Below are 14,154 nucleotides of genomic sequence, written 5' to 3' on the forward strand. Positions count from 1 at the left end.
GCCTGGGCGTCGGTCAGCCTCCTCACCGATGCGATCCGCGCGGCTGCCTCGCACTCCTACACCTCGGTCTCCGTCCCGGCCGCTGAGGACCAACCAGCCCGAACCTTCCGCTGGGGCACCCAGCTCGACGTCCGGCCCGTCAAGGCGTTCGGTGACGGCTCCGACATCACCGAACAGGCCGTGGCCTCCTACGTCGCCAAGTACGCCACCAAGGCCGCCGAGAACACCGGCACCCTGGACCGCCGCATCGGCGAACTCTCCGAACTCGACCGCCACCAGGTCCCCGACCACACCCGCCGCCTCATCGCGGCCTGCAAGATGCTCGACCCGCTGTACCCGGACCGCCGCCTGTGGGCCTGGGCCCACATGCTCGGTTTCCGCGGCCACTTCAGCTCCAAGTCCCGCCGCTACTCGACCACGCTCGGTGCTCTCCGCCAGGAACGCGCCGAGTATCGCGCCGCGCAGGAACGCGAAGCCCTCGGCCTGGACGACACCGAGCCGGACACCGTCCTCGTCCTCGCCGACTGGCAATACGCCGGACACGGCCACACCCCCGGCGAATCCGCCCTCGCCGCCACCATCGCCCGCGACCTCCAACTCAACCGTGAAACAGCCCGCGAAGCCTTGCTCAGCGAAGGGAGCGCACCATGACCACCGCCACCGGATCGCGCACGATGCTCACCCTTGCTGAAGTCTGCGAAGAGCTGAGCATCTCGCGCTCAACCTTCTACGACTGGCGAGCGAAGAGGCGTGCACCGCGCTGCATCAAGCTCCCCAACGGCGACCTTCGAATCCGGCGGAGCGACCTCGAGCACTGGCTCGACGACCGTGAGGACGCCGCCTGATGGAGACGACGTACGACGTAAAGGTCTACAAGATCCTGACGTACAAGGGAGCCCGGAAGAACACGTACACGGTGCGCTGGGTGGTCGCCGGGAAGCGCTGGCGTGAGCCCTTCGACACCGTCGCGCTTGCCGAAGGCTTCCGCTCCGAGCTCATCCAGGCCACAGGCAAGGGAGAGGCGTTCGTCGTCGCCACCGGTCTTCCGGTGTCCCATCGCTCCAAAGCGGCTGCCATGAGCTGGTACAAGTTCGCCGTCGAGTATGTGGATGCCCGTTGGCCTCAACTCGGCGGCAACAGCCGCAAGAACATCGCCAAGACCTTGACCGCGACCACCATCGCACTGTTGCGGGCCAAGCCCACCCAGTTCGCCCCTGCGGCCGTGCGTACCGCACTGCGTGAGTGGGCGTTCAACACGAACCGACGCCCGAACGCGCCCCGAGACGTGGTGGCCATCCTCAAATGGGTCGAGCGGAACTCCCTTCCCGTCTCGGCCTGGGAGGACCCGGAGAAGGTCGACCAGGTCCTGCAAGCCATCGACACGCGCCTCGACGGCAAGCAGGCGGCGGCCTGGTCCCGGAAGCGCAACCGCCGGATCCTCAACGTCGTCATGAAGTACGCGATCCGGCGGCGCATCCTCCGGGCCAACCCCCTTCCCAAGGGCAAGGACTCGACGGCCGCCACCAAGACCACGAACGCCGTGGACAAGCGGTCCTTGCTGAATCCCGAGCAGGCGGCGGCGATCCTCGACTGGATACGGCGCCGGCCGCGCGGCGGCAAGCGGCTTCACGCCTTCTTCGCCACGCTGTACTACTGCGGCCCCAGGCCCGAGGAAGCCGTAGCCATGCGTGTGGAGGACGTGACCCTGCCCGAGCCTGACGCTGACGACCAGTGGTGTGAGCTGCTGATCCATACGGCGACCCCGGAGATCGGAAAGCAGTGGACCGACACGGGGGAGATCCACGAACATCGCGACCTAAAAGGCCGCGCGGAGGGCGAGACGCGCACGGTGCCGGGGCACCCGGCCCTGACGCGCATCCTGCGGCAGCACATCGAGGACGAACAGCTTCAGCCGGGTGATCTGCTCTTCCAGGGGGAGTCGGGCGGAATCCTCGCTGGCTCCGTCATCCGCCGGGCGTGGCGCAGCGCCCGCAAGGCCGTGCTGCCCCCGCACGTCTTCGAGTCGCCTACCGGGCGGCGCGTGTACGACAACCGGAACACGCGGCTGACGAAGTGGCTCAACGACGGAATCCCGCCCGCCCAGGTTGCGGAGTGGGCTGGCAACAGCGTCGCCGTGCTCCTGGCGACCTACGCCCGATGCATCGAGGGCCAGCTGCCCGACCTGAAGAGGCGGCTTGAAGCTGCCGGAGATCTCCCCGAGCGGCCGTCCGGCGACTGACCCCTCGGCCCAGAACTTCGACACGCATTCGACACAGCCACCCGCGGAAACCCGGTGACAGCCGGACAGCCCCGGAACGCGCCCTTGATCATCGAAGGGGTGTCCGGGGCTGACTCGCGCCGAGCCGCACCTGCTCTGACCAGCAAAAAGCCCTCCCCGAAGGGAGGGCGGAAACTGGCGCCCCCGGCAGGACTCGAACCTGCGGCCAAGCGCTTAGAAGGCGCCTGCTCTATCCACTGAGCTACGGGGGCCTGTGTGGTGGCCTGTCGTGGGGCCCGGACGGGCTGATCCGTGACCTTGCCGGGGACAAGGATAGGGCTCCCCGGGCCCTTGTCCCTGTTGCTTCGCCTCCGTGGCTCCGTGTGGAGGTTCGGTGAAGCGGTCCGATAATCGCAGGCAGGTGCGAATCCTGCATCGCTTTTGGCGTTCCAGGACCCGGGTGTTGTGCACTCGTTATGCCTGCGCCCCAGTCGCCCCTTCCGTCCCGTCTGTCCTTCGGCGCGCAGACATTGCCATATGCTTCAGAAAGCGTCCAAAATTGGGCATTCTTCGCATGTGGTGACCTTGGACGTACGGCCTCAGCTGCTCGACGCACTCTCCGCCCTGCGCGAACGTGTCGCCGCCGCACGCTTCCCGCTGCCCCTTGCCGGGGCTCCACGCGCGCGTGCGAACCGCGACGAGCTTCTCGCACAGCTCGACGACTATGTGGTGCCCCGGCTGAGAGAGCCTGAAGCGCCCCTGCTGGCCGTCATCGGGGGATCGACCGGGAGCGGCAAGTCGACGCTCGTCAATTCCCTCGTCGGGCGCAAGGTCAGCGAGGCGGGCGTACTGCGGCCCACCACCAGAACGCCCGTACTCGTCTGCCATCCGGGGGACCACCACTGGTTCAGCCGTATGCGCATCCTGCCCACCCTTCCGCGCGTGTGGGTGCCCCAGCAGGAGTCCGGCGACGATCCGCGCGCCGCCGTCGGCCGCGAGGAGCGGGTGCTGCGCATCGAGACCGCCGACACGCTTCCGCGCGGGCTCGCCCTCCTGGACGCGCCCGACATCGACTCCCTGGTCGCGGGCAACCGGATCCTCGCCGCCGAGCTGATCTGCGCAGCCGACGTCTGGGTCCTGGTCACCACCGCCGCCCGCTACGCCGACGCCGTGCCCTGGCACCTGCTGCGCACCGCCAAGGAGTACCGCGCGACCCTCGTCACCGTGCTCGACCGGGTACCGCACCAGGTCGTGTCCGAGGTGTCGCGGCAGTACGGCGCCCTGCTCACCAAGGCCGGGCTCGGTGACGTCCCCCGGTTCACCGTGCCCGAGCTGCCCGAGTCCGCCTGGGGCGGGGGACTGCTGCCCGCCACCGCCGTCGAGCCGCTGCGCCTGTGGCTCGCGAACCTGGTCCAGGACCCCGTTGCCCGGGAGGCCGCCATGACCCGGACTGCCCAGGGAGTCCTCGACTCGCTCAGGGCCCGGCTGCCCGAACTGGCCGGCGCCGCCTCCGCCCAGTACGCCGCCGCCCTCCGGCTCACCGCGGCCGTCGACACGGCGTACGACAGCGAGTACGCGCGCGTGCGGGAGCGTCTGGAGTCCGGAGCCGTCCTCGCCGGCGACGCCCTGAAGCGCTGGCGCGGTCACCCCGTGGACTGCACCGCTGGGGAACTGCTGGACGCCCTCGTCGACAGCCTCGGCGCCCTGCTGCTGTGCGCGGTCACAGCCGCCGACGAGCGCGTCGAGGAGGCCTGGCGGCGAGAACCCGCCGCTGCGGCCCCGGAACTGACACAGCGCGACCCCACACTGGAAAGCGCCGAGCACCGCATCGGGATGACCGTACGACGCTGGCGGCGCGTCCTGGAGGAGTACTCCGAGGAAGCGGTGCGCGACCTCGACAAGAGGGCCGCCCCGGACGCCGAGGAGGTGGCCGCCCTCGTCGCCACGGCCCTGCTCGGCGGACGGCGGGCGCAGGCGGCCGGGGAGGGGCTCGCCGAGCGGATCGGCGCACATAGGGCGCTGCGTTTGCGCGACCGCGCCGCGCGGCTGCTCTCGGAGTATCTCGACCGCGCCCTGCGCACGGAACGCGAACGCCGCCTCGCCCCCCTCGACGGCCTCGACGTCCATGCCGAGCCCCAGGCCGAACTCATCGCCGCGCTGTCCGTACTCGAGAAGGAGAGGTGACCGCGGTGACCGCTGCCACTGATCACACCGATCACACCGATCACACCGATCGCGCAGATCACGCAGATCGCGCAGACCGCGCCGATCTCGTCGCCACCGCCCAGGATCGGGCGGGCGACGGACGGTCAGCCGGCGAGTACGCGCGCCCGGAGCACGATTCCGCGACGGAGGAGACCGGCGCGGACACCGGCGTGCCGCACGGCTCCCCGACGGGCGTCCTGAAGGCGACGCCCCCGACCGGGGGCCCGGCGGACGACGACCGGCACGCGCGTGTGCAGCCCGGCGACCCGGCGGCCCGTACGGCGCATACGGAGTCCCTGGCCGTCTGGGACGACGGACTGATCGCCCGCCGCATCCCCGGTACGGTCGTCCCGCCGGACGGCACCACACGCGGCGAGCCCGGTGACGCGGCCGTACGGCAGCCCGCGCTGCTCGCCTACGACGGGCCCCTGCGCTCCCGGCTGGACGCGCTGCGCGAACTGATGGGTCTGTCGCGGACCCGGTTGGACAGCCGCACGCTCGCGGAGGCGGGCCGGGTACTGGACGAGGCGGCCGCGCGTCGCAGGCTCTCCGGGGAGCACACCGTGGTGGCCGTCGCGGGCGCCACCGGCAGCGGGAAGTCGACGCTCTTCAACGCGCTCGCCGGCGTGCCGCTCTCCGAGACCGGGCTGCGCCGGCCGACCACCGCCGTGCCGATCGCGTGCAGTTGGAGCGAGGGCACGGGCCCGCTGCTCGACCGCCTGGGCGTTCCGGGGCGGCTGCGCCGACGCCCGCTGCCGAGCCCCGACGGCGAGGCGCCGTTGAGCGGCCTGGTCCTGGTCGACCTGCCCGACCACGACTCCGCAGCCGTGGAACACCGGCAGCAGGTCGACCGCGTCCTGGCCCTCGTGGACGCCGTCATCTGGGTCGTCGACCCCGAGAAGTACGCCGACGCCGTCCTCCACGAGCGCTATCTGCGGCCCCTGGCCGGGCACGCCGAGGTCATGTTCGTCGTCCTCAATCAGGTCGACCGGCTCCCCGGGGAGGCCGCCGAGCAGGTGCTCGACGATCTGCGGCGGCTGCTCGACGGGGACGGGATCGCCCTGGGGGAGTACGGCGAGCCGGGCGCGACCGTGCTCGCGCTGTCCGCGCTCACCGGCGAGGGTGTGGGCGAACTGCGCGAGGCGCTCGGACAGTTCGTGGCCGAGCGCGGGGCTGCCGTGCGCCGTGTCTCCGCGGACGTGGACGCGGCCGCCGCCCGGTTGCGGCCCGTCTACGCCACCGCGGGCCGCGCCGGGCTCACCGAGGAGACACGCGAGGAGTTCGCCGGGCGGCTCGCGGACGCGGTCGGCGCGACCGCCGCGGGAGAGGCCGCCGAGCGGGCCTGGCTGCGGCACGCCAACCGCGCGTGCGGCGCGCCGTGGCTGCGGTTGTGGCGGTGGTACCGGGACCGGCGCGAACCGTCCACGGGACGTCTGCCGGTGCCCGTGTCCCCGGACGAGGAGGCCACCGCGCGGCAGCGCGTGGAGCAGGCCGTGCGGACGGTGGCGGACCGGGCGACGGCCGGGCTGCCGGCGCCCTGGGCCCAAGCGGTGCGCGAGGCCGCGGTACGGGGCGCGCGGGGGCTGCCGGAGGCGCTGGACGAGCTGGCGGTGCGTACCACCCTGCCGCCGGGCCGGCCGCCCCGGCCCGGCTGGTGGCGGATCGCCGTGCTCGCCCAGGCGTCGATGACGCTTCTGCAACTCCTGGGGTCTCTGTGGTTGGTGGGGCAAGTCGTCGGGGTCATGCACTCGAGCCTCTGGATGCCGCTGCTGCTGTTGCTGGTCGGCCTGGCCGGTGGTCCGGCGGTCGAGTGGGGCTGCGGGGTGGCGGCTCGCGGACCGGCCCGGCGGTACGGGCTCGAGGCGGAACGGCGGCTGAGGGACGCGGCAGCGGCGTGCGGGCGGGCCCGGGTGCTGGATCCGGTGGCGGCTGAACTGCTGCGGTACCGGGAAGTGCGGGAGCAGTACGCGAAGGTGGCGGGGGCCGGGCTGGGGGCGCGGGTGGGGTGAGTGCCGTGCGGCCGCCTCGCCAAGAGCCGACGGAGGCGTCGGCCAGGCGCGGGAAGGGGCGGAGGCACTCGTTCGGGTGGCGGAGTTTTCCACAACCGTGCGGTAGCCCACAGCACGCAGCGGGCTCGGGCCGACGGAGGCAGTCTGGCTTCGCGGCGATCGCGGACGACGCGGTCGCCGCACGGCGGCGGCAGGCGACGGGCGTGGCCGCCGCGGCAGACGCATCCGTGCGGGACAGGCCCGTACGCGTTCCGCTCCGGCGCGCGGCCGGGGCGAAGGAGGGGATTCGCCATGAACGAGACGATGGTGTGCGTGGTCGGCAACGTCGCCACACAGCCGGTGTACCGGGAGTCTCCGACAGGACCCACCGCCCGCTTCCGGCTGGCGGTCACGGCGCGGTATATGGACCGCGAGAAGAACGTGTGGACGGACGGGCACACCAACTTCTTCACGGTGTGGGCCCGGCGCTCGCTGGCCACGAACGTCGCCGCGTCGGTGGCGGTGGGGGATCCGCTCCTCGTCCAGGGGCGGTTGAAGGTGCGGACCGAGCAGCGCGACGGGCAGGGCTGGCTGTCGGCGGACCTCGACGCGGCGGCGATCGGCCACGACCTGTCGCGCGGCACGTCGGCCTTCCGGCGGTCGTCCCGGCCCGAGGCGCAGACCGGGGGGACGATGCAGTCGGAGCCCAACTGGGAGACGGAACCGGCGAGTCGGACGCGGGAGGAGGCGCAGCCCCGCGAAGAGGCGGAGCAACCGCACGCGGAGCCAGCAGGAGTGACGTGAAGTCAGACACAGCCGGTCGTCCGTCCTGGCCCAACTGCCGCTTATCACCGCAAGTGTCGGTCGATATCCCGACGCTTCCTGCCCAAAGGACTATAGACGCAGCTCACAGGCTGTGTGAGCGATAACGATTACGAGTCGGATCGGCTGTTGGGTCACATGATCGGGGAGCGGGGTGCGCGGCGTCCTTAGGATGCCGGGCATACTCTCGGGGCTTCTGATTCTGCTGGTGGGACCACACCCCCCACGTCAACGGGTCCTGCTCGAAGGGGAATTCTGTGTTTGCTGCGTTCTCTGCGCCGTCCGCGCGCAGGCGAGGAGCCGCCCGTCTCGCTGCCGCGACGCTGGTGTCCGGACTCGTCGCGGCGGGCCCGCTGGCCGCCGCGAGGGCGGCGGCCGCCGACGGGACGCCGCAGAGCGAGGGCGGGGCGACCGCGACCGTCGGCGGCCTCAAGACCTACGGGGCCGCTGTCGTCCACGGCGGCGGCACGGACGAACAGGTGTCGGCGGGCCTGTTCGAGATGTCCGTCGACAACGGCGGCACCCTGCAGACGTACGGCATCGACATCCACAACCCCACGCAGAAGGACGCCAGGTACCACGAGACGTCCTGGAACGGCACCTCCCTGAGCGGCAACAGGAACGCCGGAAAGATCCGCTGGATCGTGCAGAACTCCTACCCGCAGGTGAACGACCTGGCGCGGCTGGCGGCCGAGGCCGGGGCCAAGGGCCTCACCGAGCAGGACGCGGCGGCCGGCACCCAGGTGGCGATCTGGCGCTTCTCGGACGGCGCCGACGTGGACGCGGTCGATCCGCAGGCCGAGAGACTCGCGGACTACCTGGAGGAGCACGCGCGGAACCTCCCGGAGCCCGCGGCGTCCCTGACCCTCGACCCGCCGGCCGTCGCGGGCCACCCGGGCGAGCGGCTCGGCCCGGTCACGGTGCACACGAACGCGGACAGCGTGACGGTGACCCCGCCGGCGGACGCCGCCACCACCAGAGTGAAGATCGTCGACAAGGACGGCAAACCGGTCACGACCGCGGCCGACGGCAGCCGGATCTACTTCCAGGTGCCGAAGACGGCGCAGGACGGTTGGGCAGAACTGACCGTCCAGGCATCGACCACCGTGCCGGTCGGCCGGGCCCTCACCTCCGAGACCCGTAGCCAGGCACAGATACTCGCCGGCTCCAGCGAGTCCACCGTCTCGGCCACGACCACGGCGGCCTGGGCCAAGAAGGGTGCCGTACCGGCCCTGTCGGCCGAGAAGAACTGCGCCGAGGGCGGGGTGGAGATCACCGCGCTGAACAAGGGCGACAAGGCGTTCACGTTCGATGTGATGGGCGCCGAGCACACGATCCCCGCAGGTGCGTCGCAGAAGGTGACCATCCCGTTGCAGGAGGACCAGCCCTACGACTTCACGATCAAGGGCCCGGCAGGTTACAAGAGGTGGGTCAAGGGTGTCCTCGACTGCAAGACGGAGACCGCCACGGGCGGCCTGAAGATCCAGACGCTCAGCGAGCCCAGCCCCGCTGCGGCGGGCGGCACGGCAACGGACACCAACCTCGCCGAAACGGGCACGTCGAACGCCACCCCGCTCATCGCGGGCACGGCGATATCCCTGGTCGTGATCGGCGGCGCGGCGCTGCTCCTGGTCCGCACGAAGCAGACGGGGAGGCATGACTGAGCGACACGACGCGGTCATGGTCATGGGATGTCATGGGGAGACGTCCTGAGGTGACAGATAGGACCAGAAGACGCCGTCCGGGTCGTACGTCGCCCTGAGACTCTGCAGTCGCTGCCAGTCGTCCGCGACGAAGGACCGGCGGGCACGGGACGACGCGGCGGTGAGGTCGGCCTCGGCGATGTAGTGCCCGGTCCCCAGGGGTTCGACCGCGTGCATGGCTTGACGCAGCCAGTTGATGTTGACTGCGTCTTGGCGGGGGTCCTGCCAGACGGCGTACAGAGCGAGGTAGCTGTCCCCGAGCGCGGAGAAGGCCATGTCCTTGGGCGGTCGGCCCGCCGGTGAGACCGGCGCCAGAACCAGCGACCTGCTCGACGGCGCCGCGTCGAAGACGTCGGCGAGCCGCCCGAGCAGCGTGGGGAAGTCGGCGTCCGACCACAGCGTGTCCGCCGCATAGCGGTGCTCCGGACCCCACAGAGTGGCGGAGACGTCGTACAGGGTCTCGAACGTCATTGGCTCGTCCAGCCGGTGGGAGAGGGAGCGTTCGGCGAGGGGGCAGGTCCGGAGCGGTCCCAGCAAGTCGTAGGCCTCCTGCCGTGAACGGGCGAAGGCGGTCCCCGTCACGGTCACCACTTTCGGGCCCGGCGCCGGGCCGGGGTCCGCCGTGGCGAGGGAGAAGCTCAGCTCGACGCTCGGGGGGATCTCAGAGGACGCCCCCATGGCCCAGTGCGTCACCTCGACGACGTCCGCGAGGGGGAAGGTCCATGTGGTACTGATGACCGCCTCGGGGAGCGGATACAGCCTGAGGCGGAAGGCGGTGACCGCGGCGAAGAAACCGGGCCCTGCCCCCCGCGCCGCCCAGAACAGGTCTCGGTGTTCCCGCTCGTTGCAGATGACGGGCTCGCCGTCCGCGGTGACGGCTTCGATTTCCATGACGTCGGCGCAGGCCGGTCCACGGACACCGGAGTTCCATCCCAGTCCTCCACTGAGGAGGTACCCACCAAGGGCGACCGACCCGCAGTGTCCCGTGGGGAAGGCGAACCCGTGACCGCCGAGCTCGGGAGTGAGCTCCCGGCCCGTGATCCCGGGCCGCACCGTCGCCGTCGCGGAGACGGGGTCGACCGCACACGTGCGGAGCCCGGACAGGTCGATCAGCATGCCGCCGTCGCGCAACGGTGACCCGCACCAACTGTGTCCCCCCGACCGCAGGGCGACCTGGAGTCCCTGGGCGCGGGCCAGGCGGATCGCCTCCCGGACGTCGTCGGGCGAGGCCGGGCGGACGATGACGTCCGGGAACCGCGCCGGTGTGAGCCCGTTCCACACCGCGGCGCTGCGGATGTCTTCGTAACCGGCGTCGTCTCGTCGCACCGACATTTCCGCGAGACGGTGAGTTCGTGTGTGCCGGTTCATCACCTGTGCTCCTCACCTCGGCACGTCACGTGGTGAAGCCGAAAACAGCGAGGAGCCCCGCGTAGCACGCCATCACCATGACAGCTCCCGCCAGCTCGACGCGTCGTGAACGCGGCCGGTCGGGCGCCAGCCAGAAGGTCAGGGCGCGGTTCACCAACGGCATCAGCACCCACGTCAGAATCGCGACACTCAACACGTTTCCGATGAACAGGCCGAGGTACCCCGGAACGTCGGCATCGGTGAGGGCACGGCCCACGCTGAGGTTGAGCACCACGACGGTGGGATAGAGGGCGAGGAGAACGGACATGGCCTGCTTCCAGTTGGGCGGGACACCCGCCTCCTCTCCGCCGAAACGGAACCACCCGCTGAAGGCCGACGCGATCTCGCGCACCTCGAAGCCGGCGAAGTAGTCACGCCCCTCGTCCAGCAGTTTCCTGCGGACGTCCGACTCCAGCCAGCGGTCGAGGTGTTCACGGGTGTCGAACCGGAACGCGACGACCCAGCGATCCTGGATCCCCTCGACCGGAGCGAAGAGCTCGGACCCCTTGAAGCCCCGGTACTTCTGCTGAGCCTTCAGGACCTTGTCCTGCCAACGCAGGAAGTCCTGCTCGCGGCCGGGCTTCACATCGTGGGAGACGACCGCCGTCACGGCTTCCCGGGCCGGTCGCCCTCCGCTGAGAACCTCCTGGGAGGGCTGCCCCTCGAACAAGTCGCGGCCGTCGTGCAGAAGTTCCCGGCGTGTCGCAGACTCGAGCCAGGCGCTCAGCTGGTCGACGCCCGAGAAACGGAACACCACGACCCACTGGTTGTCCTCGGCGGATTCGGGCGGGTACAGCTCCGTGCCCTCGAAGCCGTCGAAGTCCCGTACGGCCTGGTTCATCTGCTCCTGCCAGCGCTTGTAGTCCTCCTCACGACCGTGGAGGACCCTTTGCGTGACCACCACGGTCGCTCCGGCTCCACCAGGGGCGCGGTTTGCGCTGGCGTTCATACGGCGTAGCCTAATCTGAAAGGGATTTGAGGGGCAAATTGGAAGAATTTTAATAATGTTGACCGTTGGGCCATGAAATGGCGAGAAGCGGAGGTCGTCATGGGGCACAAGGAGTTCCTGGAGGAAGCGGTACGACTGGCCACGGAATCGGTCGAGCATGGATGGGGCGGCCCGTTCGGCGCCGTCCTCACCCGGGACGGCGAGATCCTCGCCCGGGGGCAGAACCGCGTGCTCCTGACCGGTGACCCGACCGCACACGCCGAGGTGGAGACCATCCGCAAGGCGTCCCAGCTCCTCAACCCCCAGGCGCCCACCATCTCGGAAGAGCACCAGAACGAGGGCACCCTGCAATATGTGCCGCGTCCGGAAGGCTCCCCCGACCTGGTTCCCGAGCGTGCCCGGATGCTCCAGGGCTGTTCGATCTACATCAGCGGCGCACCGTGTCCGATGTGCATGAGCGCCATCTACTGGTCACGTATCGACAACGTCTACTTCAGCTGCGACCTGGACGCCACGCGGAATATCGGCTTCGACGACGCTTTCCAGTACGAGGACTTCCAGAAACCGCTGGACCAGCGTCGGATCCACATCGAGCAGATCCACCCCGAGCTGGGTGCGACGGCATACGAGGCCTGGGAGACGAAGCCCGACCGGCACCCCTACTGAGCGCGCAGGACACACAGCCACGGGTCGCGTACGCAAGTGATCGAGCTGCGTGGCCAGTACCGGTCGGGCCCGCAGCGCGGAGATGGCTTTCCGGCGCGGGCTGAGTGTTGTCAGTGGTCGTGGCGATCGCAGCGATCATGTCGCCCGTCGTGCCCGTCGTGCCCGTCGTGCCCGTCGTGCCCGTCGTGCTTGATCGTGGTGGTGTCGGTGGCGATGTGGGTGATGGTGTCACCGCCTCCAGCGACGGTAGCGGTGTTGGTGACCCGTGCACGGGCGTTGCAGGAGACGTCGACCTTCAGGGTGACGGGCGGGTAGCTGTGTCCGGCAGGCAGGACGTCGCTGCGTGTACAGGTGAGGGTGGCCGGAGTGCAGTGCCAACCCCTGCCGGTGATCCTGTCGGCCCGAAGACCTGCGGGGAGGATGTCGTGGACGGTGACCGTGGTGCCATTGGTCGGGCCGGCCGCAGTGACGTTACCCACAGTGATGGTGTAAACGCCGTCCTCGCCCCGGGTGAAGGTGTCCGCGTGACGCTTGGCGATGGTCAGGGAGGGTTGGCCGACTGGGATGACCGTAAATGTGACACCGGTACTGCCGGTGCTAGCGGTGCTGGTGCTGCTGGGGTCTGTAGTGGCGATGCCGCTGCGTTCGGTGAGGCCGATGGTGAAGGTGTCGTTCACCGGCACCGTCCCGTCCTTGACCTGGATAGGGGCGCGCTGGTCCGTGGCGTTCCAGGCTGCGGCCAGGACGATCGCCGGGACGGCCAGCCCAGCCGCCACGACCGTCCCCGTCTTGGGGGCCCGCACCCTCAGCCACAGTCGAAACATGCCGCCCTTAACTCCCGTGCCGCGGCTTGCTCCAGCCCGCCCGCTTCCATGCCTGAACACGGACATCTCCGCTTCCAAACCGTCGATAACAAGGCGTAGATACTCACCGTGACATTAAGATCACTTTACGCTGGTGCGAGTGGGCGCGCGTGAATACGACACGACGGTGATCGCGGCGAGCACACGAGAGTCGGCAAGCACAGCGGGTGGGCGAGTGGTGCGCCGAGGTCGGAGCGCCGGCGAGGATGGCACCGGCGCAAAAGGAGCGGTGACGCGCTCGATGACGACCGTCATGCGTCGCCCGCGGAGCAGATCAACCGGCTGCGGGGGCGGGGCTCGGTCGGAGTGGTCACCGGCGGCGCCGGAGGACGTTGGACAGCGGAAGGCACAGAGCGGCGAGGACAAGGGCTGAAAGCCCGGCGACCACGGGGGTGGGGAAGTGCCCTTGCTGGGCGGCCGACGCGGCGACCGCTCCAGCGCTACCGGGAGTCGTCGGGAAGGTGATGGTGGCGCGCGTGGTGTGCTCGACCAGGCCGCTTTTGAGCGTGAGCGCCACGGTCCACGGGCCGTCCGGCAGCCGTGCGTCCAGCGGGACGACCGCCTCCGCAAGGTCGCCCGGAGCCAGGGTGGTTCCCTTCCTGGCCGAGAACGGTCCAGCGCGCAGTCCGACCGGCCCGTCGAAGAGGGAGAGTGCCCCACTGATGTCCAGGGCACGGCCCCCCGTGTTGTGGATCCGGGCGCGAACCTCCCCCCGCCCGTCGCGGGCTCGGGTCGGATAGAGCCGCTCGATCTTGAAGTCCGAGGGTGGCTCACCACCTGGACCGACGTCGATGTACATGCGGACGCCCACCCGGCCCAGCATCGTCATGATGTGCGAGCGGTCCGTAAGGGCGCCGGTCTGCGCCCAGATGACGCCGTATCGCTCCCCGGCGGCGGCGTCCCTGGGCACCCGGATGACGGTGCGTACCCGCGCCGTTTCGGAGGCCGCCAGATCAAGGTCCGCCGTATCGAGTGACGTCCAGCCGGTCAGCTCGTTGGGGGTGCGCTCCGGCGCGAAGGTGAACTTACCGTTCGCGATGGTGGCCGCCGCGGCGTAGACGTTGACGTGCATCGGTGTGGACGACTCGTTGGTGACCTCCACCCGCCGCTCGATGGTCGAGCCGGGCGCGACGTGGTCGACGATGTAGGCGTGCGCCCTGGGATCGGCACGGCGGCTTTCTGGAGCGTCGAGCAGCTTGATACCGATGATCCTGCCCGCAGCCGGGTTCCGGGGGAAGGGCGCCCCGTGCCCCGCCGCCGGCATCACCCCGGCCGCCTGTACGAAGGCCAGCACCAGCAGTAGAACCCAGTACCGGCGCGCACCCTTCATTCC

The 14,154-nt window shown here is 70.2% G+C and carries 11 protein-coding genes, 1 tRNA gene and 1 pseudogene; 8 read left to right on the forward strand and 5 right to left on the reverse strand.

Translation table 11 applies throughout. From position 1 onward, the window contains the following. The 3 genes and pseudogenes from repSA to ACFYZE_RS00015 all read left to right on the forward strand — a co-directional run. Positions 1-651 (forward strand): annotated as a pseudogene (repSA, locus tag ACFYZE_RS00005) (replication initiator protein RepSA); the annotation flags it as partial. Then, complete coding sequence (locus ACFYZE_RS00010; RefSeq protein ID WP_388986056.1) at positions 648-845, forward strand: helix-turn-helix transcriptional regulator; 198 nt, start codon at positions 648-650, stop codon at positions 843-845. The pseudogene repSA and the gene ACFYZE_RS00010, both read left to right, overlap by 4 nt. Beyond that, positions 845-2,239, forward strand: coding sequence for a tyrosine-type recombinase/integrase (locus ACFYZE_RS00015; protein ID WP_388986060.1), 1,395 nt, complete (start codon positions 845-847; stop codon positions 2,237-2,239). Before ACFYZE_RS00010 ends, ACFYZE_RS00015 begins: the two co-directional genes overlap by 1 nt. 175 nt (positions 2,240-2,414) lie before the next feature. On the opposite strand, the gene ACFYZE_RS00020 is transcribed toward ACFYZE_RS00015, so the two are convergent. Next, positions 2,415-2,490 (reverse strand) — tRNA-Arg (locus tag ACFYZE_RS00020). Between the two features lie 304 nt (positions 2,491-2,794). On the opposite strand from ACFYZE_RS00020, the gene ACFYZE_RS00025 reads away from it, so the two are divergent. The 4 genes from ACFYZE_RS00025 (at position 2,795) to ACFYZE_RS00040 (ending at position 8,897) form a co-directional block, all read left to right on the forward strand. Then, the gene (locus ACFYZE_RS00025; protein ID WP_388986062.1) at positions 2,795-4,402 is read left to right on the forward strand and encodes a dynamin family protein; all 1,608 of its coding nucleotides are present in this window, start codon (positions 2,795-2,797) and stop codon (positions 4,400-4,402) included. 5 nt (positions 4,403-4,407) lie between these two features. Next, positions 4,408-6,432 (forward strand): YfjP family GTPase, encoded by a 2,025-nt coding sequence (locus tag ACFYZE_RS00030; RefSeq protein WP_388986065.1) that lies wholly within the window; start codon positions 4,408-4,410, stop codon positions 6,430-6,432. A gap of 291 nt (positions 6,433-6,723) precedes the next feature. Beyond that, entirely contained in the window at positions 6,724-7,215 is a 492-nt protein-coding gene (locus ACFYZE_RS00035) for a single-stranded DNA-binding protein (protein WP_388986068.1), read from the forward strand. 275 nt (positions 7,216-7,490) lie between these two features. Continuing rightward, positions 7,491-8,897 (forward strand): TQXA domain-containing protein, encoded by a 1,407-nt coding sequence (locus ACFYZE_RS00040; protein WP_388986072.1) that lies wholly within the window; start codon positions 7,491-7,493, stop codon positions 8,895-8,897. Positions 8,898-8,927: 30 nt separating this feature from the next. On the opposite strand, the gene ACFYZE_RS00045 is transcribed toward ACFYZE_RS00040, so the two are convergent. Both ACFYZE_RS00045 and ACFYZE_RS00050 read right to left on the reverse strand, forming a co-directional pair. Then, the gene (locus tag ACFYZE_RS00045) at positions 8,928-10,268 is read right to left on the reverse strand and encodes an FAD-binding oxidoreductase (RefSeq protein WP_388986075.1); all 1,341 of its coding nucleotides are present in this window, start codon (positions 10,266-10,268) and stop codon (positions 8,928-8,930) included. A gap of 61 nt (positions 10,269-10,329) precedes the next feature. Continuing rightward, a complete protein-coding gene (locus tag ACFYZE_RS00050; protein WP_388986078.1) occupies positions 10,330-11,292 on the reverse strand; it encodes an antibiotic biosynthesis monooxygenase in 963 nt (320 codons plus the stop codon). A gap of 99 nt (positions 11,293-11,391) precedes the next feature. Between ACFYZE_RS00050 and ACFYZE_RS00055 the strand changes: the two genes are divergently transcribed. Further along, the gene (locus tag ACFYZE_RS00055) at positions 11,392-11,958 is read left to right on the forward strand and encodes a nucleoside deaminase (protein ID WP_388987888.1); all 567 of its coding nucleotides are present in this window, start codon (positions 11,392-11,394) and stop codon (positions 11,956-11,958) included. 110 nt (positions 11,959-12,068) lie between these two features. Here the strand turns inward: ACFYZE_RS00055 and ACFYZE_RS00060 are convergent, their stop codons facing one another. Together ACFYZE_RS00060 and ACFYZE_RS00065 are read right to left on the reverse strand one after the other, a co-directional pair. Continuing rightward, entirely contained in the window at positions 12,069-12,635 is a 567-nt protein-coding gene (locus ACFYZE_RS00060; protein WP_388986080.1) for a hypothetical protein, read from the reverse strand. 496 nt (positions 12,636-13,131) lie between these two features. Further along, positions 13,132-14,151 (reverse strand): peptidase, encoded by a 1,020-nt coding sequence (locus tag ACFYZE_RS00065; RefSeq protein WP_388986083.1) that lies wholly within the window; start codon positions 14,149-14,151, stop codon positions 13,132-13,134. Positions 14,152-14,154: the final 3 nt, after the last annotated feature.

The organism is Streptomyces sp. NPDC001796 (genome assembly GCF_042892355.1).
In the GTDB taxonomy this organism is placed as follows: domain Bacteria; phylum Actinomycetota; class Actinomycetes; order Streptomycetales; family Streptomycetaceae; genus Streptomyces.